The organism is Isoptericola sp. NPDC056618 (assembly GCF_042792715.1).
GTDB classification, from domain to species: Bacteria; Actinomycetota; Actinomycetes; order Actinomycetales; family Cellulomonadaceae; genus Isoptericola; species Isoptericola nanjingensis.
This window is the reverse complement of sequence record NZ_JBHTVZ010000003.1, coordinates 64,440-89,022: the sequence shown is the minus strand read 5'-3', so window position 1 is coordinate 89,022 and position 24,583 is coordinate 64,440. Positions and strand designations below refer to the sequence as shown.

Sequence of the window (24,583 nt, the reverse complement as noted above, 5' to 3'; positions counted from 1 at the left end):
CGGGCGCCGCGAGGGCGTTCGTGTCGTTCGTGATGTCCACGATCGCCCCAACGTCGCTCCCGTGCCATCGGTTCCCGGCGCTACGCTCCCGTGCACACGGTCGACGAGGACCGTGCCGCACGAAGGGACCGCCATGTCCGAGACCAGCACCGACCGCTCCCTCATCCGCAGCCCGCACGCCGACGTCGAGATCCCCGACGTCACCCTCCACGAGTTCCTCTTCGCCTCGCTGGACGACGCCGACCGGGACCGTGTCGCCCTGGTCGACGGTCCGAGCGGTGCCACGACCACGTACGGCGAGCTGCGCGAGCGCGTGGACGCCATCGCCGGGGCGTTCGCCGCCCGCGGCCTGGGCGTCGGGGACGTGGTGGCCCTGCACAGCCCCAACGTGCCCGCGTTCGTCGCCGTCTTCCACGGCCTGCTGCGGGCCGGCATCACGGTGACCACGATCAACGCGCTCGCGTCCGGGCGCGAGGTCGCGAAGCAGCTCGAGTCGTCGGGGGCGAAGGCGCTCGTGACGGTCTCCGCGCTGCTGCCGGCCGCCGAGGCGGGTGCCGACGCCGTCGGGATGGCGGCCGCCGACGTGGTCGTGCTCGACGGCGCGGAAGGCCACCCGTCCCTCGGCGCGCTCCTCGCGGGCGGTCACGCCGCGCCCGACGTCGCGTTCGACCCCCGCACGCACCTCGCCGTCCTGCCGTACTCGTCCGGCACGACCGGGCTGCCGAAGGGCGTGATGCTCACCCACCGGAACCTCGTGGCGAACGTGGTGCAGACGGAGGCGTACCTGCCCCTCACGCGCGACGACGTCATCCCCGCGGTGCTCCCGTTCTTCCACATCTACGGCATGACGGTGCTGATGAACGGCGCGATCTACCAGCGGTCGACGCTCGTCACGCTGCCGCGGTTCGACCTCGCCGAGTACCTGCGCGTCGTCGAGCAGCACCGGGCCACCGTGCTGTTCGTCGCGCCGCCGATCGCGCTGGCGCTCGCCAAGCACCCCGCGGCCGCCGGCCGCGACCTGTCGAGCGTGCGGATGCTCATGTCGGGGGCGGCGCCGTTCGACGAGCACCTGGCCGAGGCCGTGGCCCGACGCCTGCCGGGCGCCCGGGTGCTGCAGGGGTACGGGATGTCGGAGATGTCGCCGGTCTCGCACGTCGTGCCCGTCGACCGGACCGACATCTCCCCGGGCACCGTCGGCCTGCTGGTGCCGAACATGCTCGCCCGGGTCGTCGACCCCGCCACGGGGGAGGCGATCGCGCAGCCGGCCGAGGGCGTGAGCGCGCCCGGCGAGCTGCTGTGCGCCGGTCCGAACGTCATGGTCGGGTACCTCGCGGACGAGCAGGCCACCCGCGACACCCTCGAGCCGGACGGCTTCCTGCACACCGGCGACATCGTGACGGTCGACTCCGACGGCGCGTTCACCGTCGTCGACCGGCTCAAGGAGCTCATCAAGCACAAGGGCTACCAGGTGGCGCCGGCGGAGCTGGAGGCGCTGCTGCTGACGCACCCCGAGATCGCGGACGCGGCCGTGATCGGCGTGCCCGACCCGGAGTCGGGGGAGGTGCCGAAGGCGTTCGTCGTGCGGGCCGAGGGCAGCGCGTTGACCGCCGCGGACGTGCAGGGCTTCGTCGCGGAGCAGGTCGCCCCGTACAAGAAGGTGCGGGTTGTGGAGTTCGTCGACGCGGTCCCGAAGTCCGCCGCGGGGAAGATCCTGCGCAAGGAGCTCCGCACCCGCTGAGGCGGTCGGGACGGCGGGCCGGGGTCCGGTAGGTTGGGCGGCGATGTCCGACGCCACCGCCGCTCCCACGACGAGCCCCGTTCCTGCCGTCCCGCCCGCGGGAGCCGGCACCCCGCGCAAGACCCGAGTCGCCGTGCTGTTCGGCGGGCGCTCGGGCGAGCACGCCATCTCCGCGTCCACCGCGGCCGGCGTCCTGCGTGCGATCGACCGCGACCGCTACGACGTCGTGCCCGTGGGCATCACGCGCGAGGGCCGCTGGGTGATCGCCGCCGACGACCCGGAGCGCTGGCAGATCACCGACGGCCGCCTCCCGGAGGTGACCGCCGACTCGGGCGCCGAGGTCGTGCTGTCGCTCACCCAGGGCGAGCGCACCCTGCGCGTGCTGGAGCCGGGCCAGGTGCCCGCGCTGCTCGGCGAGGTCGACGTCGTCTTCCCGCTGCTGCACGGCCCGTTCGGCGAGGACGGCACGGTGCAGGGCCTGCTGGAGCTGTCGGACGTGCACTACGTCGGCGCGGGCGTGCTCGCGTCGGCGGTCGGCATGGACAAGCACTTCATGAAGCTCGTGCTCGCCGGCCAGGGCCTCACGGTCGGCCCGTACGTCGTGATCCGGCCCCGGGACTGGGAGCGGGACCGCGCCGCGTGCGTCGCCGCCGTCGAGCCGCTGGGCCTGCCGCTGTTCGTCAAGCCCGCCCGCGCGGGGTCGTCGCTCGGCATCACGCGCGTGGACGACCTGGCCGACCTGCCCGCCGCCGTCGAGGCCGCGCGCGAGCACGACCCCAAGGTGGTCGTCGAGGCCGGGATCGAGGGCCGCGAGATCGAGTGCGCGGTGCTCGGCGGGCACGACGGCGCCCGGGCGCGCGCGTCGCTGCCCGGCGAGATCGTCGTCGACCACGGCAGCCACGCGTTCTACGACTTCGAGGCGAAGTACCTCGACGAGGCGCACGTCGACCTGCGCTGCCCGGCCGAGCTGCCGCAGCCCGTCATCGACGAGATCCGCGAGGTCGCGGTGCGCACCTTCGAGGCCGTGGAGGCCGAGGGGCTGTCCCGGGTCGACGTCTTCGTCACCCCCGACGAGCGCGTGATCGTCAACGAGATCAACACCATGCCGGGGTTCACGCCGTTCTCGATGTACCCGCGCATGTGGGAGGCCTCGGGAGTGAGCTATCCCGAGCTCGTCGACGAGCTCATCCAGCTCGCCCTGGAGCGCCCGACCGGCCTGCGCTGACCGCGCCTCGCCCGGAGGGTCAGGGCACCACGAGCTCGCCGAGCGGGCCCGGCGCGTGCGCGACCTCCCACAGGAACCCGTCGGGGTCGGTGAAGTAGCCGGAGTAGCCGCCCCACTCGCGCCGCACGCCGTCGCGGACGGTCGGCGCGCCGGCCCGGCGCGCCTGCTCGAGGACGGCGTCCACGCCGGCAGGGGCCCCGACGTTGTGCGCGAGGGTCAGCGGCGCGGTGCCGCCGCGCACGACCGGCCCGATCTCCTCGGTGGCGTGCTCCTCGTCCCACATCGACAGCACGACGTGCTGGCCGACCTGGATCATCAGCACCTCGCCGGGGGCCTCGAGGAGCGGTTCCCAGCCCAGGCCGTCCACGTAGAACCGCCGGGTGGCGGCGAGGTCGGCGACGACGAGGGTCACGAGGCTCAGGCGCTGGTCCATCCGGACACCGTGCCACGGGCGTCCGACGCGCGCCTCGGCAGTCGCGTCAGGTGCACTGCGCGGTCGGCGGCACGTTGCTCACGGCCTGCGCGAGGTCGCCGATGAACGACGTCGAGTGGCTCTCGGTGACCGACGGCGGCACGACGACCTCGACGGCGGGCTCGCGGCCGTAGGTGGTGAACCGCCACGTGCCGTCCTTCCCGGCCTCGACGATCCAGTCGACGGCGCCGGCGGGCGACTCGACCCGCTGGCAGTCGGGCGACGGCCCGGGCGGGGTGACGCCGCAGCGCAGTGTCACGGCGGCCCCGGGCTCGCCCCAGGCGGCGGTGGCCTGGGCGTTGGTCTTCGCCTTGTCGAGGTCGCCCGCGAGCACGTCGGGCAGCGCGAGCATGACGGGCGCGCAGTCCGGGTTCGCGGCGTCCTCGGCGGGCGTCGCCCCGATCGTGGTGGCGCAGGCCGCCAGCGGGAGGACGAGGACGCCCAGCGCGGCGGCGCGGGCGGCACGGGACGGCATCAGGGCACGAGCACGACGGGGCACGGCGACCACGCTACCGGGCGGGACGAGCCGGCCGACCGCCTACAGTCGTCCCCGTGACCGACGCCACCCGCCCCCTCGTGCGAGACCTGTCCGAGGAGGACCTGCTCGCGCGGATCTTCCCGCTGCTGCCCGCGGCGTCGGCGACCCTGCTCGGCCCGGGCGACGACGCGGCGGTGGTGGCGGCCCCGGACGCGCGGTTCGTCGTCACCACGGACGTCCTCGTCGAGGACCGGCACTTCCGCCGGCGCTGGTCGGGCGGGTACGACGTCGGGGCGCGGGCCGCGACGGCCAACCTCGCGGACGTCGCGGCGATGGGCGCGTGCCCGACCTCCCTGGTCGTGTCGCTCGTGGTCCCGGGGGACCTGCCGGTCGACTGGGTGACCGGGCTGGCCCGCGGCCTCGCTGACGTGGCCGCGCCGGTCGGGGCGGGCGTCGTGGGCGGGGACCTGTCGGGAGGCGAGAGCGTGGTCGTGGCGGTCACCGCGCACGGTGACCTGGAGGGGCGTGCCCCGGTGACGCGCGCCGGCGCGCGGCCGGGCGACGTGCTGGCCTACGCGGGGCACCGCGGGCTCTCGGCGGCAGGCCTCGCGCTGCTCGACGCCGGCGCGGCGACCCCGGCCGACGCGACGACCGTCGACGACGCGGGGGTCGGGGCCTGCGTGGTCGGCTACCTGCGCCCTCAGGCCCCGCTCGCCGCGGGCCCGGCGGCGGCCCGGGGCGGGGCGACCGCGATGCTCGACGTCTCCGACGGCCCGCTGCGCGACGCCGGCCGGCTGGCTCGTGCGAGCGGCGTCGGCGTGGACGTCGAGGCGGGCGCGCTGGCGGGCGACGTCGAGCGGCTGCTGCCCGCCGCCCGGGCGCTGGGGCTCGGCCCGGAGGCCGCGCTGGGGTGGGCGCTCACCGGGGGAGAGGACCACGGCCTGCTCGCCACGTTCCCGCCCGGTGTCGCGCTGCCGACGGGGTTCCGGCGGGTGGGGAGCGTGCGGCCGGGGCCCGCCACCGTCACCGTCGACGGCACGGAGCCCGCCGCGCGCGGCGGCTGGGACCACTTCGGCGGCTGAGCCGCGGGCGACGATGCTCAGCCGCGGCGGTAGCGCACCTCGGTGACGGGGGTGTCGCCGATGTCGTCCATGCGCTCGACGCCGTCCGCCTGGAAGCCGTGGCGGCGGTAGAAGTGCTGGGCGCGCTCGTTCTGCGCGAGCACCCACAGCGACATCGGCGTGCCGACGGGGACGTCGGACAGGACGGTGCGCATGAGGTCGCGGGCCACGCCGCGGCCCCAGGACTCGGGATCGAGGTAGATCGCGTAGAGCTCGAGGTCGCCGTCCTCGGCGTCCTCGTCGCGCGACGGCCCGTAGCTCGCGAAGCCCAGCAGGCGCCCGTCGCCCTCGGCGACGAGCGTCGTGCGGCTGCCCTCGTCGAGGATCTGCTGCCACTGGGCGGCGCGCTCGGTCGCGTCGAGGGAGTCGAGGTACTCGGCCGGCAGCACGCTGGCGTAGGCGCCCTTCCACGAGGTGAGGTGCACCTGAGCGATCCGCCCGGCGTCGGTCACGGCGGCGGGCCGGATCTCCACGTCGCTGTCGGTCTGCACGATCATCTGCTCAGAGTGCCACGCCGCCGCCGCCTCGGCCAAGGCAGTTTGGTGAATCCTTCACGAATTCTTTGCCGGTGTCCGCGGGCGACCGGCGCGACGGGGACGCGGGGCCGCCGGGGTGTGCGCGGGGACGACGAGACGCCCGCCGGGAAGATCCCGACGAGCGTCTCGTGGAAGCGTCGATGCACCGGGCGTGCCCGGTGCGCAGGCTCAGGCCTGGCGCGTGACCTTGCCCGCCTTGAGGCAGGAGGTGCAGACGTTCACACGCTTGGGGGTGCCCGCGACCACGGCACGGACGCGCTGGATGTTCGGGTTCCAGCGGCGCTTCGTGCGGATGTGGGAGTGCGAGATGCTGTGCCCGAAGCCCGGGCCCTTGCCGCAGACGTCGCAGTTGGCAGCCACGGTCTCTCCTGAATCGTCGTGACACGACCCGCGCCAGGGCAGCAGGACGTGAAGCTTGGTGGTTGAGGGAGCCCGGAACAGGCCGGGCAACCACACGAGGATAGCCGATGTCGGGAGTGCCCCTCAACGTGGGGTCCCTCACCGCTACCGTGGGGGGCGTGCAGCAGCCCGAGCTCCTCGACGCCGCCGTCGTCCGTGCCTGGGTGAGCACCGCCGCCCGTGCCCTGGCGGAGGCTCGCGCCGAGATCGACCGCGTGAACGTCTTCCCGGTGGCCGACGGGGACACCGGGACCAACATGTACCTCACGATCCGCGACGCCGCGGCGGCGGTCCGCGCCGCGCCGGCCGACGCGGGTGGTGCGCGGCTCCTGCGGCTGGCCGCCCGGGCCGCGCTGCTCGGGGCCCGGGGGAACTCCGGGGTGATCCTCAGCGAGTGGCTCCGCGGCCTCACGGTCGCGGCCACGCGGGGCGACAGCCTCGCGATCGCGCTCGACACCGCGGCCCGGACCGCGCGCCGCGCCGTCGCGCACCCTGCACCGGGCACGATCCTCACGGCGGCGGAGTCCGCGGCGGCGGCGGCCCGGCACGCCGAGGCGGGCGGGATGGTCGGTCCCGCCGGGGCGGCCGCGCGACTGTCCTCGACCGACGCGGCGTGCCGCGGCGCGCGGGAGGCGGCGCTGCGCAGCGTGGGCGCGCTGGAGCCGCTGCGTGCCGCGGGCGTGCTCGACGCCGGCGCCTGCGGGCTGGTGCTCGTGCTGCTGTCGCTGGCGGCGGCGCAGCGGGCGGCCGCCGAGGGAGTGTCGGGGGCGTCCGGCAGCATCGGCCCCGTGCTGCTGGACATCGACCTGCGCGGCCACGTCGGTCATGACGCTCCCGCCCCCGCCGCGGGGGACGACGCCTCGTCGCCCGACCAGGGCGCGGCGTCCGGTGGCGTCCGCGACGCCGGTCGGCACGGGCACGAGCACGGCGGCGTCGCGACGGACGACGTCGAGCTCATGTTCGTGCTGGAACGGTCGGCGTCCGCCGCCGACTTCAGCCCCGGCGCGGTGGCGGACGCGCTGCGCGCCGACCTGGACGACGTCGGGAGCTCCGTCGTCGTCGTGGGCGGCGGCGCCGAGGACGGTGCCGGGGCGGGTGACGCCGACCGGTCGCTCTGGCAGGCCCACGTGCACACCGCGGACCTCGACGCCGCGCTCGGCGTGGCACGGCGCTGGGCGTCACGGGGCGCGGTGTCGCGGGTGTCGGTGCGCCACCTCGCGGTCCCGCCCGACCGGTGGGCGGTGGTGGTCACGACGGCCGCGCCGGCGCTGGCCGCCGAGCTCGCGCGCGGCGGTGCCGTCGTGGTCCTGGACCTCGACGTCCCCCCGACCGCGGCGGACCTCGTCGCCGCGGCCGTCGGGGCGGGGGCCCCGCGGGTGCTGGTCCTCGCGCCCGAGGCGCTGCAGCCCGACCCCGTGGGCCCGGGGGCGGAGGCTGCGGACGGTCCCGAGGCCGCACCCGAGATCGTGCGGGTCGTCGCGCCCGGGGACGTGCACCTCGTGGCGGGGATGTCCGCGCTGGCGGCGACGCTCGACGATCCGCGGGAGGAGGACGCGGGCGTCCCCGACGCCGTCGGCGCGGTGGTCGCCGGGCTGCGCGTCGGCGGTGGCCCGGCCGTCACGGTCGGTGCCGTCGTCAAGCGGCTCGTGGCGGGTTCCCCGACCGCGATCGTCACCCTGCTGCCGGACGACGACGTCCCCGACGCCACGGTCGAGGTGCTCGCGTCGAGGGCCGCGGCCGTGTCCGGCGGCGCGGACGTCGTCGTCATGCGCACCGGTCGCCCCGGGGACCACGTGGCGATCGGCGTCGAGCCGCTCGACGCCGACGCGGCGGAGGGGCGCGCGTGACCGGGCGCGAGGGCGAGGCCCTGACCAAGGTGCTGGGGGCCCGCAGCGCGGGCCCGCTCGCGAAGCTGGGGCTCGTCACCGTCGGGGACCTGCTGCGGCACTACCCGCGCCGGTACGGCGACCCCGGCACGCTCACGGACATGGACAGGCTGGCGCTCGGCGAGCACGTCACCGTGATGGCGCGGGTCGCGCGGGCGACCGTCCGGACGATGCGCTCGCGCGCGGGCGCCATGCTGTCGGCGGTCGTCACGGACGGCCGGCACGAGCTCGCGCTGACGTTCTTCGCCAAGCGTGCCGGCGCGCTGCGGCCGCACGAGGACAAGCTGCGGCCGGGGCGCGTGGGGCTGTTCACGGGGGTGGTGAGCGAGTACCGCGGCACCCGCCAGCTCACCCACCCGGACTACGTCCTCGTGGGCGTCGACGCGGACGACGCCGAGGAGGCGATGTTCGAGGCGAGCCGCCCCATCCCCATCTACCCCGCGTCCTCGTCCGTGCCCTCCTGGCGCATCCAGCGGGCCGTGCGCACGGTCCTCGACCCGCTCACGGAGGCGGACGTCGAGGACCCGGTGCCCGACGAGGTCCGTGCCCGCTACGGGCTGCCGAGCCGGCTCGACGCCCTGCGCGCGATCCACCACCCCGTCGACCAGCGCGCGTGGCAGCAGGCGCGCCACCGCTTCCGCTTCGAGGAGGCCTTCGTGCTGCAGGCGGCGCTCGCGCAGCGCCGGGCGCACGCCGCCGAGCAGGAGGCCACCGCGCGACCCCTCCGCGGCCCGGGGGAGCCGAGCCTGCTCGCCGACTTCGACGCGGGCCTGCCCTTCACGCTGACGGACGGGCAGGCCTCGGTGGGCGAGGACCTGTCGCACGAGCTCGCGCAGGCCCGCCCCATGCAGCGGCTGCTGCAGGGTGAGGTGGGGTCCGGCAAGACGGTCGTGGCCCTGCGGGCGATGCTGCAGGTGGTCGACGCCGGCGGGCAGGCCGCGCTGCTGGCGCCCACGGAGGTGCTCGCGGCGCAGCACGCCCGCACGCTGCGGTCGCTGCTCGGGCCGCTGGCCGAGGGCGGCCTGCTGGGCGGGGCCGCGCACGGTACCCGGGTGGCGCTGCTCACCGGCTCGCTCGGCGCGGCCGCGCGCAAGGAGGCGCTGCTGCAGGCGGCCAGCGGCGAGGCGGGGATCGTCGTGGGCACGCACGCCCTGCTCGGCGACCAGGTGCAGTTCGCGGACCTGGGCCTCGTCGTCGTCGACGAGCAGCACCGGTTCGGCGTCGAGCAGCGGGACGCGCTGCGCGCCAAGGGGCGGGTGGCGCCGCACGTGCTCGTCATGACGGCCACGCCCATCCCCCGGACGGTCGCGATGACGGTCTTCGGCGACCTCGAGACGTCGTCGCTCACGCAGGTGCCGGCCGGCCGGGCCGGCATCACGTCGCACGTGGTCCCCGCCGGCAACCCGCGGTGGATGGAGCGCACCTGGTCGCGCGTGCGCGAGGAGGTCGACAAGGGCCATCGCGCCTACGTCGTGTGCCCGCGGATCCACCCCGACGACGACCTGCCCGCCGGCGGCGGCGCGGCGAAGGACTTCGACGACGTCCCCGACCTGCTCGAGCTCATGGACGGCGACGGCGCGGGAGACGAGCGCCCGCCCCTGCGCGCCGTGCTCGAGGTGGCGGACATGCTGCGCGACACGCCGACGCTCGCGGGGCTCGACGTCGGCGTGCTGCACGGCCAGATGGCGCCCGCGGACAAGGAGTCCGCGATGGCGCGGTTCGCGGCCGGCGAGCTGCAGGTGCTGGTCTCCACCACCGTGATCGAGGTCGGCGTCGACGTGCCCGAGGCCACGGTGATGGTCGTCTTCGACGCCGACCGGTTCGGGCTGTCCCAGCTGCACCAGCTGCGCGGCCGCGTCGGGCGCGGCGCGGCACCGGGGCTGTGCCTCCTGGTCTCGACGGCGCAGCCCGGTACGCCCGCCGCGACCCGGGTCGAGGCGCTCGCGGAGACGACCGACGGCTTCCGGCTCGCGACCCTGGACCTCGAGCTGCGCTCCGAGGGCGACGTGCTCGGGGCCGCCCAGTCCGGCCGGTCCAGCTCCCTGCGCCTCCTGCGCGTCGTGCAGGACGCCGACCTCATCGCCGACGCGCGGCGCGAGGCCACCGCCGTCGTCGACGCCGACCTCGAGCTCGGCTCCCACCCGGAGCTGCGCGCGGCGATCGCCGCCCAGCTGGACGACGAGCAGGAGGAGTTCCTCGAGAGGGCGTGACCGGTCGACTGGTTAGGCTCGGCGCCATGACGAGGATCGTGGCCGGCCGGTTCGGCGGGCGCTCGCTGCAGGTGCCGCCGAAGGGCACACGACCCACCAGCGACCGGGTCCGCGAGGCGATCTTCTCGCGCCTGGACCACCTCGACGTGCTGGACGGCGCGCGGGTGCTCGACCTGTACGCGGGCTCCGGCGCGCTCGGCCTCGAGGCCGCGAGCCGTGGCGCCGCCGCGGTCGTGCTGGTGGATGCGAACCGGCGGGCGGCGGACGTCGCCCGCGGCAACGTGGCGACCCTGGGCCTGCAGCGCGAGGTGCGCGTCGTCGCCGACTCCGCGGAGCGGTTCGCGGCGGGTGCCTCACCGTCCGCCGGGACGACCGGGGCGTCCGGGTACGACGTCGTCTTCCTCGACCCGCCCTACGACCTGGCCGAGGACGCGCTCGCGACTGTCCTGGCGCACCTGGCCGCGCCCGGGGTGCTGGCCGCGGGCGCCGTCGTCGTCGTGGAGCGGTCCACCCGCAGCCCCGAGCCGGCCTGGCCCGCGGGCCTGGAGGCGTTCGCGCGCAAGGACTACGGGGAGACGGCGGTGCACTACGCCGAGCCTGCCGACCCCGCCGGGTCCGCCGGCCCGGACGCCCCGGGGGCCGGCGGGGCGTAGCGCTCCGCCCCCTCGAGGACGGCGACGGGTACGGCGGCCAGCGCCTCGGCGTGGGCCGGGTCGACGAGCGTCACGGACTGCCCCGCCGCCGCGTCGAGCAGCCGCCGGACCGCGGTATCGCCGGGCACGGTGCCCTCGCACTCCCGGAGGTGCTCGAGGAGGAAGCCGCGCACGGCGGCGGCCGGCACCGAGCCCGCGCCCGGTTCCGTCCCGAGCGCCACCAGCAGCATCGCGGGGACCCGCGGCGACCCCGGGCCGCCGATACCCGGCTGGAAGTAGGGCAGGGCGAGCGCACGCGCCCCGTGCCGCGCGTAGAAGCGCAGTCGGGCCGCCGGGTCGCCGTGGGTCGGGTGGACGGGGTGATGGCCGGGGTGCTCGACCTCCGCCAGCACGATCACCGGGTGCAGCTCCTCGCGCCACCCGGCGAGCGACCGGTCCAGCAGGCGACCGCCGACCCCGCCGCCACGGTGGCCGGGCGCCAGCGCGAGGTAGTCCACGAGCAGCACCTGCGTGGCCCGCGACCACGAGGCCACGATGCCGGCGACCACCTGCCCGTCCCGCTCCACGCCGTAGGCCGTGAGCTCGCCGGAGGTGAGGCCGGCCCGCAGGTCGTCGGGCGACGTGAGCTCGTCGGGCGGGAAGGACGGCGCCAGGACGTCCCGCCACAGCGAGTCGACCTGAGCGGCCCTGGTCAGGGGCACCACGGTCGGCTCCGCGGGCGACGGGTGGGGCGCGGCGTCGTCGGTCATGCCCCCAGGGTGTCCCCGTCGCGGGGTGACGGCACCCCGACCGGGCTCCCGGGGATCGCGACACCGCTGTACTAGCGTGACGGCGTGAGCATCGCCGTCTGCCCCGGGTCGTTCGACCCGATCACGCTCGGCCACCTCGACATCGTGCGGCGCGCGCGCCGCATGTTCGACGTCGTGGTGGTCGGGGTGGCCCGGAACGCCGCCAAGAACGCGCTGCTCGGCCCCGAGGAGCGGGTGGAGCTGGCCCGGGCGGCGCTCGCGGCCGACCCGGAGACCGCCGACGTGCGGGTCGAGGTGGTGCCCGGGCTGCTGGTGGACTTCTGCCGGGAGCGCGGGGCGGTCGCGGTGGTCAAGGGCCTGCGCGGCGGCGCGGACTTCGACTCCGAGCTGCCGATGGCCCTCATGAACAGGCACCTGACCGGGATCGAGACCGTCTTCGTGCCGGGCGAGCAGCGGTACGCGCACGTCGCGTCGTCGCTGGTCAAGGACGTGGCCCGGTACGGGGGACCGATCGACGACCTGGTGCCGGACGGCGTCGCGGACGCGGTGCGAGCCGCCCTCCGCAGGTGACGCAGGGCTGATGAGCCGGACCGAGCAGCAGGGCAAGGAGCAGGGGATGAGCGAGACGACCGAGACCACGACCGGGACCGGCCAGGGGGACAACCCGGCCGGCGGCCTGCTGGACATCCTGGACGACCTGGCCGCGCTGGTCGAGAACGCGCGCTCCGTGCCGCTGTCGACCAACGTGAAGGTGGACCGCGACCAGGCGCTCGCGCTCGTGGACGAGCTGCGCGACGCGCTGCCCACGCAGGTGGCCCGCGCCGACGAGGTGCTCGCGGCCGCCCGCGACACCCTGGACGACGCGCACCGCCAGGCGGAGGAGATCGTGGCCGCCGCCCGCGCCCGCGCGATCGAGCTGGTGCAGTCCGAGCAGGTCGTCGTGCAGGCCCAGTCGCGGGCGGCGGAGGTGGTCGCGGAGGCGGAGACGCGAGCGGCGGCGCTGCGCACCGACGCCGACTCGTACTGCGACGGGCGCCTGGCGGACTTCCAGCAGGACCTCGAGGCCCTGACGAACCAGGTGCGGGCCGGCCGGGAGAAGCTGGCCGAGCGCCTCGAGCAGGGGGCACCGCGGGTGCGGTGGGACGCCGTCGCCGACCCGCGCTGGCCGCAGGAGCGGCGCTCCTGACCTGCGCCGGCGGGTCCAAGGGGGTCGTCGCCAGGCGTGAGAGACGCGTCACTCCCGGGCGTGCTGCGCCGCGGCGCCAGGATGGCCTAGACTAGGTCGCTGGCCCGAGTCCGGGCCCCACCCCCTTCCCGCCCGTCGGGTCCACCCCTGTTCATCGGAGCCTGCCATCGCCACCGCGAAGTCCTCGCCGCTCGTGCTCGACACGCACGAGCTGTCTCGGCGACCCGGTTCGATGGAGGAGGTCGCGCGCGTCGTGCCCGCCCCCGCTGACATGGGGACCGCCGTCATCGGCGTGCCCGAGGGCGACGACCTCACCCTGGGCCTCCGCCTGGAGTCGGTCATGGAAGGGGTGCTGGTGTCCGGCGTCGTGCGCGGCACGGCGGTGGGGGAGTGCGTGCGCTGCCTCGACCCGGTCTCCCAGCAGGTGACGGTGCGTGTGCAGGAGCTCTTCGCCTACCCCGAGAGGGCGCAGGCGGCGGAGGAGTCCGGGGACGAGGACGCCGAGGACGAGCCGGTCCTGGTCGACGACCAGGCCGACATCGAGCCGGCGGTTCGGGATTCCCTCGTGACTGCACTACCATTTCAACCGCTGTGCCGTCCGGACTGCCCCGGCCTGTGCTCCGTCTGCGGGGCGCGGCTGGCGGACGACCCGGACCACCATCACGACCTCGTCGACCCCCGGTGGTCGGCGCTGCAGACCATGCTCGAGGATTCGAGCGTGTCCGACGAGACGAAAGAGAGCTAGCCGTGGCTGTTCCGAAGCGCAAGATGTCGCGCAGCAACACCCGTGCGCGCCGTTCGCAGTGGAAGACCACCGCGGCGGTTCTCACGACGTGCCCGAGCTGCAAGGGGCAGAAGCTGTCCCACGCCGCGTGCCCCACCTGCGGTGCCTACAAGGGCCGCCAGTACGCCGAGGCGCTGCGCACCGAGCACGCGGGCTGACATGCCTGCATCCGGCAACCGGCCCCGGCCGGAGCCGACCGCTCTTCTCGAGAAGCTCGGGGTCCACCTGGACCCCGAGCTTCTCGTGCTTGCGCTGACGCACCGGTCGTTCGCGCACGAGGCCGGGGGCATCCCGACCAACGAGCGGCTCGAGTTCCTGGGCGACACCGTGCTGGGGCTGGTCGTGACCGAGGCGCTGTACCGGCGCCACCCCGACCAGTCCGAGGGCGAGCTGGCGAAGATGCGCGCGGCGACGGTGTCGCAGCGCGCGCTCGCGGCGATCGCCCGCCGCCTCGACCTCGGCGGGTACGTGCTGCTCGGCAAGGGCGAGCTCCGCACCCGCGGGTTCGACAAGGACTCGATCCTGTCCGACACCGTGGAGGCGCTGATCGGCGCCACCTACCTGTCGCACGGCCTGGAGCCGGCGCGAGAGCTGGTGCACCGCCTCGTGGACACGACGCTGGACGCCGCCGCCGGGCTCGGCGCGGGGCTCGACTGGAAGACGTCGCTGCAGGAGGCGGCCGCCGTGCGCGGCTTCGGCGCCCCCGTGTACGAGGTCACCGGCGAGGGCCCCGAGCACGCGCGCGTCTTCCACGCCCAGGTGACCGCCGGCCCGGTGCTGGGCCTCGGCACCGGTTCCGCGAAGAAGCACGCCGAACAGGCCGCCGCCGAGGAGGCGTACCGCGCCCTGCAGCAGGTTCCGGTGCCGGGCGCCGAGCCGACGTCGGGCGTGACGTCGATGGCCGAGGGCGACGCCGCCGGTGCCTGAGCTCCCCGAGGTCGAGACCGTCCGCGACGGCCTCGACCGGTTCGTCGTGGGCGCCGTCGTGCGGGACGTCGAGGTGTTCCGCGACTACTCCGTGCGGCGGCACGACGGCGGCCCCGCGGGGTTCGCCGACCAGCTGCGCGGCCGGCGTCTGGCCGCCGCCGTGCGTCGCGGCAAGTTCCTCTGGCTGCCGCTCGGGGGCGACGCGCCGGGGACCGCCGACGCCGCCCCCGCGGCCGCGCTGCTCGCGCACCTCGGCATGTCCGGGCAGCTGCTGGTGCGCGACCCCGCCGTCGCGGGCGACTGGGCGCACCCGCACCTGCGCGCCCGCCTGCACCTCGCGAACGCCCCGAGCGGTGCCGAGTATCTCGACTTCGTCGACCAGCGCACGTTCGGGCACCTGTCCGTCGTCGACCTGGAGCCGACGTCCGACGGCGCCCCCGGCGGCCTGGGCAGCGACCTGCCGGCCGTGCCGGAGCCGGTGGCGCACATCGGCCGCGACCCCCTCGACCCCGCGTTCGACGCCGACGCGGTGGTCGCCGCGACCCGGCGGCGGCGCACGGGGATCAAGCGGGCGCTGCTCGACCAGACGCTGCTGTCCGGCGTCGGCAACATCTACGCCGACGAGGCGCTGTGGCGCGCGCGTCTGCACTTCGCGCGCGCGACGGACCGCCTGCGGGCGGCGGAGGTGCGCCGCGCCCTGGACGCCGCCGCCGAGGTGATGTCGGAGTCTCTCGCGCAGGGCGGCACGAGCTTCGACGCCCTGTACGTGAACGTCAACGGCGAGTCCGGCTACTTCGCGCGCGGCCTCGCCGTCTACGGCCGCGAGGGCGAGCCCTGCCCGCGCTGCGGTACTCCGATCCGGCGGGACGCGTTCATGAACCGCTCGTCGTACACCTGCCCGGTCTGCCAGCCGCGGCCGCGGAACGGCCGCTGGTGACGCGCTCCTGACGCCGCCGGCTCACCGGCCCAGGGCCCAGGCTGCCAGGTCGTCGACCGCGCGCCGGTCGAGCGCGCCGGCTCCCGCGTTGCGCATGGCGTACTCGCCGAGCAGGGCGCGGTAGAGGATCGCGGCGCGCCGCGGGGCGTCCGGGGCGCCGGCCCCGGTGAGGAGCCGTTCCAGGTAGGCGGCCCGTGCCCCGTCGACGGCGTGCACCGCGTCGCGGGCGCGGGCGTCGTGGGCGGCCCAGGCGCGGACGGCGCCGTCGAACCGGCCGTCGAGGACCGCGCCGGGTCCGCCGCCCGCGTGCTCGAAGGCCAGGCGGGCGAGCCCGAGCAGCCGGTCGGCGGGGTCGTCGGACGCCTCCTCCACCCGCGTGATCACGCCGGCGGTGCCGACCGTGCGCCAGTGCTCGAGCACGGCGTCGAGCAGGGCGGCACGGTCGCCGAAGTGCCAGTAGAAACTCCCCTTGGAGACGCCGAGCTCGCGCGCGAGGGGCTCGACGCGGACGGCGTCGACGCCGTCCGCCGCGAGCCTCTCGGCGGCGGCGCGGACCCAGTCGGCGACGGAGAGCGAAGCCATCCGTTGACCATACGCCACCGTACGGTTACCGTGGCCGTACGCCACCGTATGGAGGATCCGATGTCGATCGCCGCCGCCGTCCTGCTCGCCGCCGTCGCCACGCTGCACTCCGTGCTCGGGGAGCACGTGATCGTCCGCCCGCTCCTCGCCTCGCCCGGCTGGCGCACCCGGCTCGCGCATCCCTGGGACGGCCGGCTGGTCCGCGCCGTCTGGCACGCGCTGTCGCTCGCCTGGTACGCGCTCGCCGCGATGCTGCTCGGCTGGTCGGTGCCGGTCACCGTCGGTGCGCTGTGCCTGGCCACCGGGGCCCTGATCTTCGCCTTCGTACCCGGCCACCTCGCCTGGCCGGTCTTCGCCGCGGCGGGACTGCTCGCCCTGGGGGCGGGCGGTGCGATCCCCGAGGCCGCGCTGTGGGCGGGAGCCGGGGCCGCCGTCCTCGCCGCGCTCGTCGCCGCGGGCTTCCACGCCGCCTGGGCGGTGGGCGCGACGGCCGGTGCGGGCCGGGTGCTGCCGCAGCGCCGCGGCACCCGCGAGCCCGTGGTCCGGCCGGGGCCGCTGGCGACGCTGGCCGTCGTCGTGGCGCTCGTCGCCTACGCGGCGGTGGTCGTCGCCCTCGCCCTCGGTGCCGACGGTGGCTGGTGGCGTGGGCTCGGCGTCGCGGCCCTGGTCGTCCTGCTGGCCCGCGTCGTGGGGGACGGGCGGTACGTGGGCGTCTCGAAGCGGGTGCGGGGCACCCGGTTCGCCCGCGCCGACGACCGGTGGTGGACGCCGGCCGTCGGCCTGCTCGCGGCGGGCGCCGCCGCCGGCCTGGCCCTCGCGGCCTGACCTCCGAGGGTCGCTACGTCGTCGACGGGTGGCGTTTCATGGGCCCTCTCGCATGCGTCGGCGACTCAGCGCGCGACGACGTTGCGCAGCCCGGCGGCGCCGTCGGCCTGCCAGGCCCGTACCTGCTCGGCGACGAAGCCGGCCGCGCCCTGCGGCCGCCCGCCCGCGACGTGCGGCGTGAGGATGAGGTGCGGGGCGTCCCACAGCGGCGAGTCCTCGGGCAGCGGCTCGGTCTCGGTGACGTCGAGCGCGGCGCCGGCGATCGTGCCGTCGCGGAGGGCGGCGACCAGCGCCTCCTCGTCGACGGTGGCCCCGCGGCCGGCGTTGACGAACCGCGCGTGCGCGGGCAGCAGGCCGAGCACGCGGGCGTCGAGCGCGTGGTGCGTCGCCTCCGTCGCGGGCAGCAGGGAGATGAGCACGTCGGTCGTGGGCGCGACCTCGTCGATCGACGCCACCACCGGGAAGCCGTACCGCTCGCCCGCCGACGACGCGACCCCGGTCACGCGCGCGCCGAGCGCCGCCAGCAGCGGGGCGAGGACGGCGGCGATGGAGCCGAAGCCCCAGATCGTGACCCGGGCGCCGTGCAGCGTGAACTGCGACTCGTGGTTCGCCTGCTCCTTGCCGAGGTCCCGGTCCCAGCGGCGCTCGTGCTGCGCCTCGAGCGTACGGTCGAGGCGCCGCACGGAGGCGAGGACGAGCGCGAGCGTGTGCTCGGCGACCGTCGCGTCGTGCAGGGAACGCCCCGACGAGATGACGACGTCGGGCGCGAACCCGGCGGCGAGCGCCTGGTCGGGTCCGGCGTTGAGGGTCTGCACCCAGCGCAGGTGCGGCATCCGGCGCGCGGCGTCCTCCATGACCCGCTGCGGGCTGGACCACGTGACCAGGGCGTCGGCGTCGGTGTGCTCCTCCGGCACCGGGTCGCGCATTACGTAGCGCGCCACCTCCACGCCGGGGACGTCGATCGTCAGGTCGAAGGGCACGTTGCCGGGCACGAGGAGCTTCACGCCTCGCGACGTTAGCAGCCCGCCGGCGGGCGGTTCGGTGCCGTTCGCCGTGCGCCCCGTGACCTGCGCTCATATCGTGCGAGAGGCCGGCGTCCGCCGGGTGGGCAGAGTGTCGAGGAGGTCGGCATGACGACGTCGGGGACGGGGACGGCGCCGCCGACCCGCGAGCAGGTGCGGCAGGCGATGACGGCGCGCACGCCGCGCAACTACATCACGTGGATCACGCTCGCGTTCATGATCACGTCGTCGGTGGCGAGCCTCCGGGCCGCGCCGACGATGGCGGTCTACGGGCTCGCGGCCGTGTTCCTGTACGTGGTGCCGGCCCTGGTCTTCCTGCTGCCGACGTCGCTGGTCTCGGCGGAGCTGGCGTCCGGATGGTCGGGGGGCGTGTACCGATGGGTGGCGGAGGGGCTGTCCAAGCCGCTCGGTTTCCTGGCCGTGTGGTGCCAGTTCGCGATGACGATCTTCTACTACCCGAGCCTGCTGGGGTACGTGGCCAGCACGTTCGCGTACGTCATCAACCCGGCGCTGGCGTCCAACGGCGTGTACGTGGCGATCGTCATCGTCGTCATCTACTGGGCCGGCGTGTGGGTGTCGTCGCAGGGCACGAAGACGGTGGCGGGGCTGTCCAGCGCGGGGCTCGTCATCGGCACGCTGATCCCCGCGGCCATCCTGGTCGTCCTCGGCATCGTGTTCCTCGGGCAGGGCAACCAGTCGGCGGCCCCGATGGACTCGTCCCACCTGCTGCCGCAGTGGACGGGCATCGCCTCCCTCGTGCTCATCGTCAACAACTTCCTGTCGTACGCCGGCATGGAGATGAACTCCGTGCACGTGAACACGCTGCGCAACCCGGGCAAGGAGTTCCCTCGCGCGATGTTCCTGGCGATCGGGCTCGTGCTCGTGATCTTCATCCTCCCGGCGGTCGCGATCAGCTGGGTGATCCCGGCCGACCAGCTCTCCCTCACCGCCGGCGTCATGCAGGCGTTCGACGCGTTCTTCGCGAACTTCGGGGTGTCGTGGCTGACGCCGATCCTCGGCCTCATGCTCATCGCGGCGTCGATCGGCGGCATGCTCACCTGGCTCGCCGGGCCGTCGAAGGGCCTGCTGACGGTGGCGCGCGAGGAGGGCTACATGCCGCCCTTCCTGCAGCGGCTCAACAAGAACGGCGTGCAGCAGAACATCCTCGTGGCGCAGGGCGTGTTCACCACCGTCATCGCCCTGCTGTACGCGTTCATCCCCGACGTCTCCAGCGCGTACTGGATCCTGTCCGTGATCACCACGCAGGTGTACCTGATCATGTACCTGCTGCTTTTCGTCGCGGCGATGCGGCTACGGCGGACCGCCGCCGACCACCCGCGCGGCTATCGTGCCCCGGCGCTCGGTCTCCTGTGCGTGGTCGGCTTCCTCGCCTCGGTGGCCGCGCTGATCATCGGCTTCGTGCCGCCCGCGCAGTTCTCCAGCGGCTCGGTCGGGGTGTACATCCTCATCGTCGGCGGCGGGCTCGGCATCATCGGCCTGCTGATCCCGTGGCTGTTCCTGAGGCTGCGCAAGCCGTCGTGGCGGCAGCCGGCGGACGTCGTGACAGACGCCCCGACGGGCGCCTCGACGGACGAGGGGGAGTGACATGACCACCACGACGCCGTCGCCGGGGACGGAGCCCGGCGCGCCGGTGCGGCACCGCTGGATCACGTACACGGCCGCCGCCGTCCTGATCCTGGTGCTGGGCGCGATCATGATGATCCAGTTCGCGGGCTACCAGGACCGGCAGGACGAGCGCGAGGCGGAGCAGAAGGCCGCCACGCTGCACGCCGCGTTCGCCGACATCGGCATCACCGCCTTCTCCGAGGAGACCATCGCCCGCGTGCTCGGGTCCGACGGCGGCGGGTTCTGCACCGATCCCGCCGCGCTCGTGGACGCCACGGCGAACCTGGGCTCGGCGAACGGCGCGGCCGGCCCGGGCCTGCGGCCCTCCGTGCTCGACGAGCGCCGACTCGAGGGGGACCGCCTCGTGATCGAGACCTACTGCCCCGACCAGCTCGACGAGTTCGACGCCTACGTCGACTCGCTGAACCTGGACGACACCACCACCCAGCCCGCCGGCGAGCCCAGCACCGATGCCAGCACCGAGGAGACCTCATGACCGCCACCGACGTCGAGGCCGTGCGCGCCGCCGTCGCGCCGCTGCTGCCCCGGGCGCTCGACGACCTGCGCACCCTGGTCGCCATCCCGTCCGTCGCGGACGAGCGGCTCTTCCCGCGCGAGGAGTGCGAGCGCGCGGCCCGGTGGGTGGTCGACGCGTTCCGCGCCGAGGGCATCGACGACGCGCGTCGCGAGCGCACCCCCGACGGCTCGGACGTCGTCGTCGGGTACCGGCCCGGCCCGCCCGGCGCGCCGACCGTGCTGCTGTACGCCCACTACGACGTGCAGCCGCCGCTCGACGACGCCGCCTGGACCACGCCGCCGTTCGAGCTCACGGAGCGCGACGGCCGGCTCTACGGCCGCGGCGCGGCGGACTGCAAGGGCAACATCGTCACGCACCTCACGGCGCTGCGGGCGCTGCGGTCGCTGGTGGGCGACGACCTGCCGGTGGGCGTGCGCATCGTGATCGAGGGCTCGGAGGAGCAGGGCACGGGCGGCCTCGACGGCTGGGTGGAGGCGAACCCGGGCGCCCTGGCCGCCGACGCGATGCTCATCCAGGACACCGGCAACGCGACGCTCGGCCTGCCCACGCTCACCGTGTCGCTGCGCGGCGCGACGAGCGTCGTCGTGCGCGTCGAGGCGCTCGAGGGCGAGATCCACTCGGGCATGTTCGGCGGCGCCGCCCCCGACGCCCTCGCGGCGCTGGTCGCGCTCCTGGCCTCGCTGCGCGACGCCGAGGGGAACACGACGATCGACGGCGTGGACGCCTCGGGGACGTGGCCGGGCGTCGGGTACGACACCGACCAGTTCCGCGCCGACGCGGGCGCGCTGCCGGGCACGCGGCTGCTCGGCGACGGCGCCGTGGCCGACATGCTGTGGGCCCGCCCGGTCGTGACGATCCTCGGCATCGACGCGCCGTCCGTCGTCGGGTCGGCCGCGGCGATCCAGCCGCGCGCCGCGGCCCGCCTCAACCTGCGCGTGCCGCCCGGCGCGGACGCCCGCGACCTGCAGGACAAGCTCGTGGCGCACCTCGAGGCCCACGCGCCGTGGGGCGTGCGCGTCACCGTGGAGAGGGACACGCCGGGCCAGCCGTTCGCCGCCCGCACCGAGGGGCACGTCTTCGAGACCCTCTCCACCGCGCTCGCGGACGCCTACGGCCGGGCCACCGTGACCGCCGGGCAGGGCGGGTCCATCCCGCTGTGCAACATCCTCGCGGGCCAGTACCCCGACGCGGCGATCGTGCTGCTCGGTGTCGAGGAGCCCGCCTGCCTCATCCACGCGCCGAACGAGAGCGTGCACCCGAGCGAGATCGAGAACCTCGCGGTGGGGGAGGCGCTGTTCCTGGCCCGCCTCGGCGCATGACGGCAGAGCGCCGCCCGGCCGCCGCCCGCTACGACGCCGTCGTGGTGGGCGGCGGGCACAACGGGCTCACGGCGGCCGCGTACCTGGCGCGGGCGGGGCGCAGCGTGCTGGTGCTCGAACGCCTCGACCACGTGGGCGGCGCGGCGGTGTCGGCGCGGGTGTTCCCGGGCGTGGACGCGCGGCTGTCGCGCTACTCCTACCTCGTGTCGCTCCTGCCGCGCCGGATCGTCGAGGAGCTGGGGCTTCCGGTGACCCTGCGCCGCCGCCGGTACTCCTCGTACACGCCCGTGGGGGACGCCGGCCTGCTGGTCGACACCGGGGACGACGCCGCCACGCGGGCCTCGTTCGCGGCCGTCGGTGCGGCGGGCGACCACGCGGCGTGGCAGCGCTGGTACGCCGCGACCGGCCGCCTGGCGCGCCGGCTCTTCCCGACGCTCACCGAGCCGCTGCCGTCGCGCGCCGAGGCCCGCGTCCTCGTGGACGACGCCGCGACCTGGCACGACCTCGTCGAGCGGTCGCTGGGGGAGGCGCTGCGCGAGCGGTTCGCCTCCGACGTCGTGCGGGGCGTCGTCGCCACCGACGGGCTGATCGGCACGTTCGCCGACCTCGACGAGGGCTCGCTGGCGCAGAACCGCTGCTACCTCTACCACGTGATCGGCCGCGGCACCGGGGACTGGGACGTGCCGGTGGGCGGGATGGGCGCCGTGTCCGGGGCGCTGCGGGACGCCGCCCTCGCCGCAGGCGCCACGGTCGTGACGCGGGCCGCGGTCGTCGCGGTCGACCCCGGGAGCGGGGCCGAGGCCCGGGTCGCCTGGACCGACGACGACGGACGCGACCGCGAGGTCGCGGCGGGCGCGGTGCTGTGCGGGGCGGCCCCCGACACGCTCGACCGCCTGCTCGCGGCGACCGGGGCCGCGCCGTCGGGCCGCGCCACCTCACGGCCCCCCGAGGGCGCCCAGCTCAAGGTGAACCTGCTGCTGCGGCGCCTGCCGCGGCTGCGGGACGGCGTCGACCCGGCCGCCGCGTTCGGCGGCACGTTCCACGTCAACGAGTCGGCCGCGCAGCTCCGCGCCGCGCACGCGCAGGCGGCGTCGGGGCAGATCCCCGACCTGCCGCCGTGCGAGACCTACTGCCACTCCCTGACGGACCCGTCGATCCTCGGGCCGGAGCTGCGCGCGTCGGGCGCCCACACGCTCACCCTGTTCGGCCTGCACATGCCCGCGCGGCTGTTCCGCGGCGACGCCCTCGGTCCCGACAGCTCCCACGACGCCGCCCGGGAGCGGGCGCTCGCGGCCACGCTCGCGTCGCTCGACTCCGTGCTCGCCGAGCGGATCGAGGACGTGCTGCTGCGCGACGCCGAGGGTCGCCCCTGCCTCGAGGTCCGCAGCCCCGTGGACCTGGAGGGGGACGTCGGCCTGCCGGGCGGGCACATCTTCCACCGCGACCTGTCGTGGCCGTGGGCGCCGGACGACGACGAGGCCGGCCTCGACCGCCCGGGCTCCTGGGGCGGGGAGACCGCGCACCCGCGCGTGCTGCTGGCCGGCGCGGGAGCGCGGCGCGGCGGGGGAGTGAGCGGCGTCCCCGGCCGCGCCGCGGCGATGGCGGCGCTGGGCGTCTCGGGTCGGCCCGGCTAGCGGATCTCGGTCCGCAGCAGCCCGCGGAGCCCGACGACCAGCGGGACGCCGACCCACAGGAGCGTCGACGTGCCCAGCTGCGCCCAGGTCTCTCCGGTCACCTGCGGGGCCGAGAAGGCCTGCAGCGTCGTGGCGAGGTCGAACCAGAGCCCGTGCGCGGCCCACCAGGCGACGTACCCCGCGGCGATCGCGGACAGCATCGGCGCGACGAGCACGAACCCGAGGTAGGCCACGAGCGCCGGCGCCGACGACCTGATGAGCACGCCGAGGGCGAAGCCCACGGCGACCGAGAGCACGTTGATCAGCAGGGCGCGGGCGGCCTGGTCGGCGGTGAGGTCCCAGGCGACCGGGACGTCGTGGACCGCGCCGCCCACGAGCACGCCGACGACGGCGACGGCGACGGACAGCACCGTCGCCGCCAGCGTCACGAGCAGCGCCGCGAGCGCCTTCGCGGCGACGACGCGGCCGCGGCGCGGGACCAGGGCGAACGTGGTGAGCGCGCCGCGCTGGCTCCACTCGCCGGTGATCGCCAGGACGGCGACCATCGGCAGCAGCAGCTGCATCGGCATCACCTGGACCGAGACGAAGGAGCCCAGGGACGCGCTCGAGCCGACGCCCCAGAGCATGCCCATCCCCGTGATGCCGACGACCATCAGGGCGATCGTGACGAGCAGCCAGGCGCCGGCCCGGGTGTTGCGCACCTTGCGGAGCTCGACGCCGACGAGCCGCCCCAGCGGGGGCGCCGTCGTGCCGCGCAGCGCCGGGGCCCCGGCGTCCGAGGCGGGCCGTGCGGTGGTGCCGACGGCGGTCATGCGGCGGCTCCGGTGCTCGCGCGCGGGGTGTCGCGCTGGGTGTCGGTGGTGAGCGCGAGGAAGGTCTCCTCGAGGCTGGCGCCGTCGCCGGCACGCAGCTCGGTGACGGCGATCCCGGCGGCGAAGGCCGCGGCGCCCGCGGCGGTGAGGCCGGCGTCGGTGGTCACCGCGCCGTCGGCGGTGGGGGCGGCGGTGAACCCGGCGCCGGTCAGCGCGGCGGCGAGCGTGGCCGGGTCGGCGGCGCGCACCAGCGTGCCGTGCCCGGCGAGCAGCTCGTCCTTGGTGCCCTGCGCCACGACGCGGCCGTTCCCGATGACGACGATGTCGTCCGCGATCATCTGGATCTCCGCGAGCAGGTGGGACGACAGCAGCACGGTGCCGCCGTCGTCGGCGAACCCGCGCAGCAGGTCGCGCATCCAGCGGATGCCGGCGGGGTCGAGGCCGTTGGCGGGCTCGTCGAGCACGAGCACCTGCGGCCCGCCGAGCAGCGCGGTCGCGACGCCGAGGCGCTGGCGCATGCCGAGGGAGTAGTCGCGCACGCGCCGGTGCGCCTCCGCCTCGGTGAGGGAGACGAGGTCGAGCACCGCGTCCACGCGCCTCGCGGGCAGGCCCAGGGTGCGCTGCGCGAGCGTCAGCGTCTCGAGACCGGTCCGGCCGCCGTGCTGGGCCGAGGCGTCGAGCAGCACGCCGACGTCGAGTCCCGGGTTCGGCAGGTCGGCGTAGCGCCGCCCCAGCACGCTCGCGGTGCCGGACGTCGGCTCGCCCAGCCCGGTGAGCATCCGCAGCGTGGTGGACTTGCCGGCGCCGTTCGGGCCGAGGAAGCCGGTCACCCGGCCGGGGCGCGCGGTGAAGGAGACGTCGTCGACGGCGGTCACCCCGCGGTACCGCTTCGTCAGGGCGTCGATCGTGATCATGCGGCGACCC

26 protein-coding genes are annotated in these 24,583 nt (G+C 75.7%); 17 read left to right on the top strand and 9 right to left on the bottom strand.

Annotated elements, in window-relative coordinates; genetic code table 11:
- Window positions 1–133 precede the first annotated feature (133 nt).
- Entirely contained in the window at window positions 134–1,738 is a 1,605-nt protein-coding gene (locus tag ACFQ8T_RS06305; RefSeq protein WP_430545697.1) for an AMP-binding protein, read from the top strand.
- Window positions 1,739–1,781: 43 nt separating this feature from the next.
- Window positions 1,782–2,963 carry a D-alanine--D-alanine ligase family protein gene (locus ACFQ8T_RS06300; protein ID WP_430545696.1) on the top strand — a complete coding sequence of 394 codons (1,182 nt, stop codon included), beginning with the start codon at window positions 1,782–1,784 and terminating at the stop codon, window positions 2,961–2,963.
- Between the two features lie 19 nt (window positions 2,964–2,982).
- Here the strand turns inward: ACFQ8T_RS06300 and ACFQ8T_RS06295 are convergent, their stop codons facing one another.
- Window positions 2,983–3,396 carry a VOC family protein gene (locus tag ACFQ8T_RS06295; RefSeq protein WP_429763996.1) on the bottom strand — a complete coding sequence of 138 codons (414 nt, stop codon included), beginning with the start codon at window positions 3,394–3,396 and terminating at the stop codon, window positions 2,983–2,985.
- Between the two features lie 46 nt (window positions 3,397–3,442).
- A complete protein-coding gene (locus tag ACFQ8T_RS06290) occupies window positions 3,443–3,934 on the bottom strand; it encodes a DUF3515 family protein (protein WP_430545695.1) in 492 nt (163 codons plus the stop codon).
- 53 nt (window positions 3,935–3,987) lie between these two features.
- Between ACFQ8T_RS06290 and ACFQ8T_RS06285 the strand changes: the two genes are divergently transcribed.
- Window positions 3,988–4,995 carry a thiamine-phosphate kinase gene (locus ACFQ8T_RS06285; RefSeq protein WP_430545694.1) on the top strand — a complete coding sequence of 336 codons (1,008 nt, stop codon included), beginning with the start codon at window positions 3,988–3,990 and terminating at the stop codon, window positions 4,993–4,995.
- 17 nt (window positions 4,996–5,012) lie between these two features.
- Here the strand turns inward: ACFQ8T_RS06285 and ACFQ8T_RS06280 are convergent, their stop codons facing one another.
- Window positions 5,013–5,531: a GNAT family N-acetyltransferase gene (locus ACFQ8T_RS06280; RefSeq protein ID WP_430545693.1), complete on the bottom strand. Its 519-nt coding sequence runs from the start codon at window positions 5,529–5,531 to the stop codon at window positions 5,013–5,015.
- Between the two features lie 207 nt (window positions 5,532–5,738).
- Window positions 5,739–5,930, bottom strand: coding sequence for a 50S ribosomal protein L28 (gene rpmB, locus ACFQ8T_RS06275; RefSeq protein ID WP_069984843.1), 192 nt, complete (start codon window positions 5,928–5,930; stop codon window positions 5,739–5,741).
- 107 nt (window positions 5,931–6,037) lie between these two features.
- Between rpmB and ACFQ8T_RS06270 the strand changes: the two genes are divergently transcribed.
- From ACFQ8T_RS06270 to rsmD, 3 genes are read left to right on the top strand one after another with little or no spacing between them, the layout of a single operon-like run.
- Window positions 6,038–7,816 carry a DAK2 domain-containing protein gene (locus tag ACFQ8T_RS06270; RefSeq protein ID WP_430545692.1) on the top strand — a complete coding sequence of 593 codons (1,779 nt, stop codon included), beginning with the start codon at window positions 6,038–6,040 and terminating at the stop codon, window positions 7,814–7,816.
- Window positions 7,813–10,065, top strand: a complete 2,253-nt coding sequence (locus tag ACFQ8T_RS06265; RefSeq protein WP_430545691.1) for an ATP-dependent DNA helicase RecG — start codon at window positions 7,813–7,815, stop codon at window positions 10,063–10,065. The genes ACFQ8T_RS06270 and ACFQ8T_RS06265 overlap by 4 nt, the downstream gene beginning before the upstream one ends.
- A 26-nt stretch (window positions 10,066–10,091) precedes the next feature.
- A complete protein-coding gene (gene rsmD, locus ACFQ8T_RS06260) occupies window positions 10,092–10,718 on the top strand; it encodes a 16S rRNA (guanine(966)-N(2))-methyltransferase RsmD (RefSeq protein ID WP_430545690.1) in 627 nt (208 codons plus the stop codon).
- Here the strand turns inward: rsmD and ACFQ8T_RS06255 are convergent.
- The gene (locus ACFQ8T_RS06255) at window positions 10,652–11,467 is read right to left on the bottom strand and encodes a GNAT family N-acetyltransferase (RefSeq protein ID WP_430545689.1); all 816 of its coding nucleotides are present in this window, start codon (window positions 11,465–11,467) and stop codon (window positions 10,652–10,654) included. The genes rsmD and ACFQ8T_RS06255 overlap by 67 nt on opposite strands.
- Before the next feature lie 84 nt (window positions 11,468–11,551).
- On the opposite strand from ACFQ8T_RS06255, the gene coaD reads away from it, so the two are divergent.
- The 6 genes from coaD to mutM all read left to right on the top strand — a co-directional run bounded on the left by coaD (window position 11,552) and on the right by mutM (window position 15,301).
- Window positions 11,552–12,037 carry a pantetheine-phosphate adenylyltransferase gene (gene coaD, locus ACFQ8T_RS06250; RefSeq protein WP_430545688.1) on the top strand — a complete coding sequence of 162 codons (486 nt, stop codon included), beginning with the start codon at window positions 11,552–11,554 and terminating at the stop codon, window positions 12,035–12,037.
- Between the two features lie 46 nt (window positions 12,038–12,083).
- The gene (locus ACFQ8T_RS06245) at window positions 12,084–12,653 is read left to right on the top strand and encodes a hypothetical protein (RefSeq protein WP_430545687.1); all 570 of its coding nucleotides are present in this window, start codon (window positions 12,084–12,086) and stop codon (window positions 12,651–12,653) included.
- 193 nt (window positions 12,654–12,846) lie between these two features.
- Window positions 12,847–13,398, top strand: a complete 552-nt coding sequence (locus ACFQ8T_RS06240) for a YceD family protein (RefSeq protein ID WP_429764006.1) — start codon at window positions 12,847–12,849, stop codon at window positions 13,396–13,398.
- A gap of 2 nt (window positions 13,399–13,400) precedes the next feature.
- Window positions 13,401–13,595: a 50S ribosomal protein L32 gene (gene rpmF, locus ACFQ8T_RS06235; protein WP_079574722.1), complete on the top strand. Its 195-nt coding sequence runs from the start codon at window positions 13,401–13,403 to the stop codon at window positions 13,593–13,595.
- 1 nt (window position 13,596) lies between these two features.
- On the top strand, window positions 13,597–14,364 hold the full coding sequence (rnc, locus tag ACFQ8T_RS06230) for a ribonuclease III (RefSeq protein ID WP_430545686.1): 768 nt from the start codon (window positions 13,597–13,599) through the stop codon (window positions 14,362–14,364).
- Window positions 14,357–15,301, top strand: coding sequence for a bifunctional DNA-formamidopyrimidine glycosylase/DNA-(apurinic or apyrimidinic site) lyase (gene mutM, locus ACFQ8T_RS06225; RefSeq protein ID WP_430545685.1), 945 nt, complete (start codon window positions 14,357–14,359; stop codon window positions 15,299–15,301). The genes rnc and mutM overlap by 8 nt, the downstream gene beginning before the upstream one ends.
- Before the next feature lie 21 nt (window positions 15,302–15,322).
- Here mutM and ACFQ8T_RS06220 read toward each other — a convergent pair whose 3' ends face one another.
- Window positions 15,323–15,883 (bottom strand): TetR/AcrR family transcriptional regulator, encoded by a 561-nt coding sequence (locus ACFQ8T_RS06220; protein WP_430545684.1) that lies wholly within the window; start codon window positions 15,881–15,883, stop codon window positions 15,323–15,325.
- Between the two features lie 60 nt (window positions 15,884–15,943).
- Here ACFQ8T_RS06220 and ACFQ8T_RS06215 point away from each other — a divergent pair, with 60 nt between their 5' ends.
- On the top strand, window positions 15,944–16,708 hold the full coding sequence (locus ACFQ8T_RS06215) for a DUF3995 domain-containing protein (RefSeq protein WP_430545683.1): 765 nt from the start codon (window positions 15,944–15,946) through the stop codon (window positions 16,706–16,708).
- A gap of 65 nt (window positions 16,709–16,773) precedes the next feature.
- Here the strand turns inward: ACFQ8T_RS06215 and ACFQ8T_RS06210 are convergent, their stop codons facing one another.
- Window positions 16,774–17,712: an NAD(P)-dependent oxidoreductase gene (locus tag ACFQ8T_RS06210; protein WP_430545682.1), complete on the bottom strand. Its 939-nt coding sequence runs from the start codon at window positions 17,710–17,712 to the stop codon at window positions 16,774–16,776.
- Window positions 17,713–17,838: 126 nt separating this feature from the next.
- On the opposite strand from ACFQ8T_RS06210, the gene ACFQ8T_RS06205 reads away from it, so the two are divergent.
- The 4 genes from ACFQ8T_RS06205 to ACFQ8T_RS06190 are packed head-to-tail and all read left to right on the top strand — an operon-like array spanning window position 17,839 to window position 22,847.
- Window positions 17,839–19,335, top strand: coding sequence for an APC family permease (locus ACFQ8T_RS06205; protein WP_430545681.1), 1,497 nt, complete (start codon window positions 17,839–17,841; stop codon window positions 19,333–19,335).
- 1 nt (window position 19,336) lies between these two features.
- Window positions 19,337–19,852, top strand: a complete 516-nt coding sequence (locus ACFQ8T_RS06200; protein ID WP_430545680.1) for a hypothetical protein — start codon at window positions 19,337–19,339, stop codon at window positions 19,850–19,852.
- On the top strand, window positions 19,849–21,213 hold the full coding sequence (locus tag ACFQ8T_RS06195) for a dipeptidase (RefSeq protein WP_430545679.1): 1,365 nt from the start codon (window positions 19,849–19,851) through the stop codon (window positions 21,211–21,213). The genes ACFQ8T_RS06200 and ACFQ8T_RS06195 overlap by 4 nt, the downstream gene beginning before the upstream one ends.
- A complete protein-coding gene (locus ACFQ8T_RS06190) occupies window positions 21,210–22,847 on the top strand; it encodes a phytoene desaturase family protein (RefSeq protein ID WP_430545678.1) in 1,638 nt (545 codons plus the stop codon). Before ACFQ8T_RS06195 ends, ACFQ8T_RS06190 begins: the two co-directional genes overlap by 4 nt.
- Here the strand turns inward: ACFQ8T_RS06190 and ACFQ8T_RS06185 are convergent.
- Window positions 22,844–23,659: a hypothetical protein gene (locus ACFQ8T_RS06185; RefSeq protein ID WP_430545677.1), complete on the bottom strand. Its 816-nt coding sequence runs from the start codon at window positions 23,657–23,659 to the stop codon at window positions 22,844–22,846. The two genes, ACFQ8T_RS06190 and ACFQ8T_RS06185, sit on opposite strands and share 4 nt — an antisense overlap.
- Window positions 23,656–24,573 carry an ABC transporter ATP-binding protein gene (locus ACFQ8T_RS06180; protein ID WP_430545676.1) on the bottom strand — a complete coding sequence of 306 codons (918 nt, stop codon included), beginning with the start codon at window positions 24,571–24,573 and terminating at the stop codon, window positions 23,656–23,658. Before ACFQ8T_RS06180 ends, ACFQ8T_RS06185 begins: the two co-directional genes overlap by 4 nt.
- Window positions 24,574–24,583: the final 10 nt, after the last annotated feature.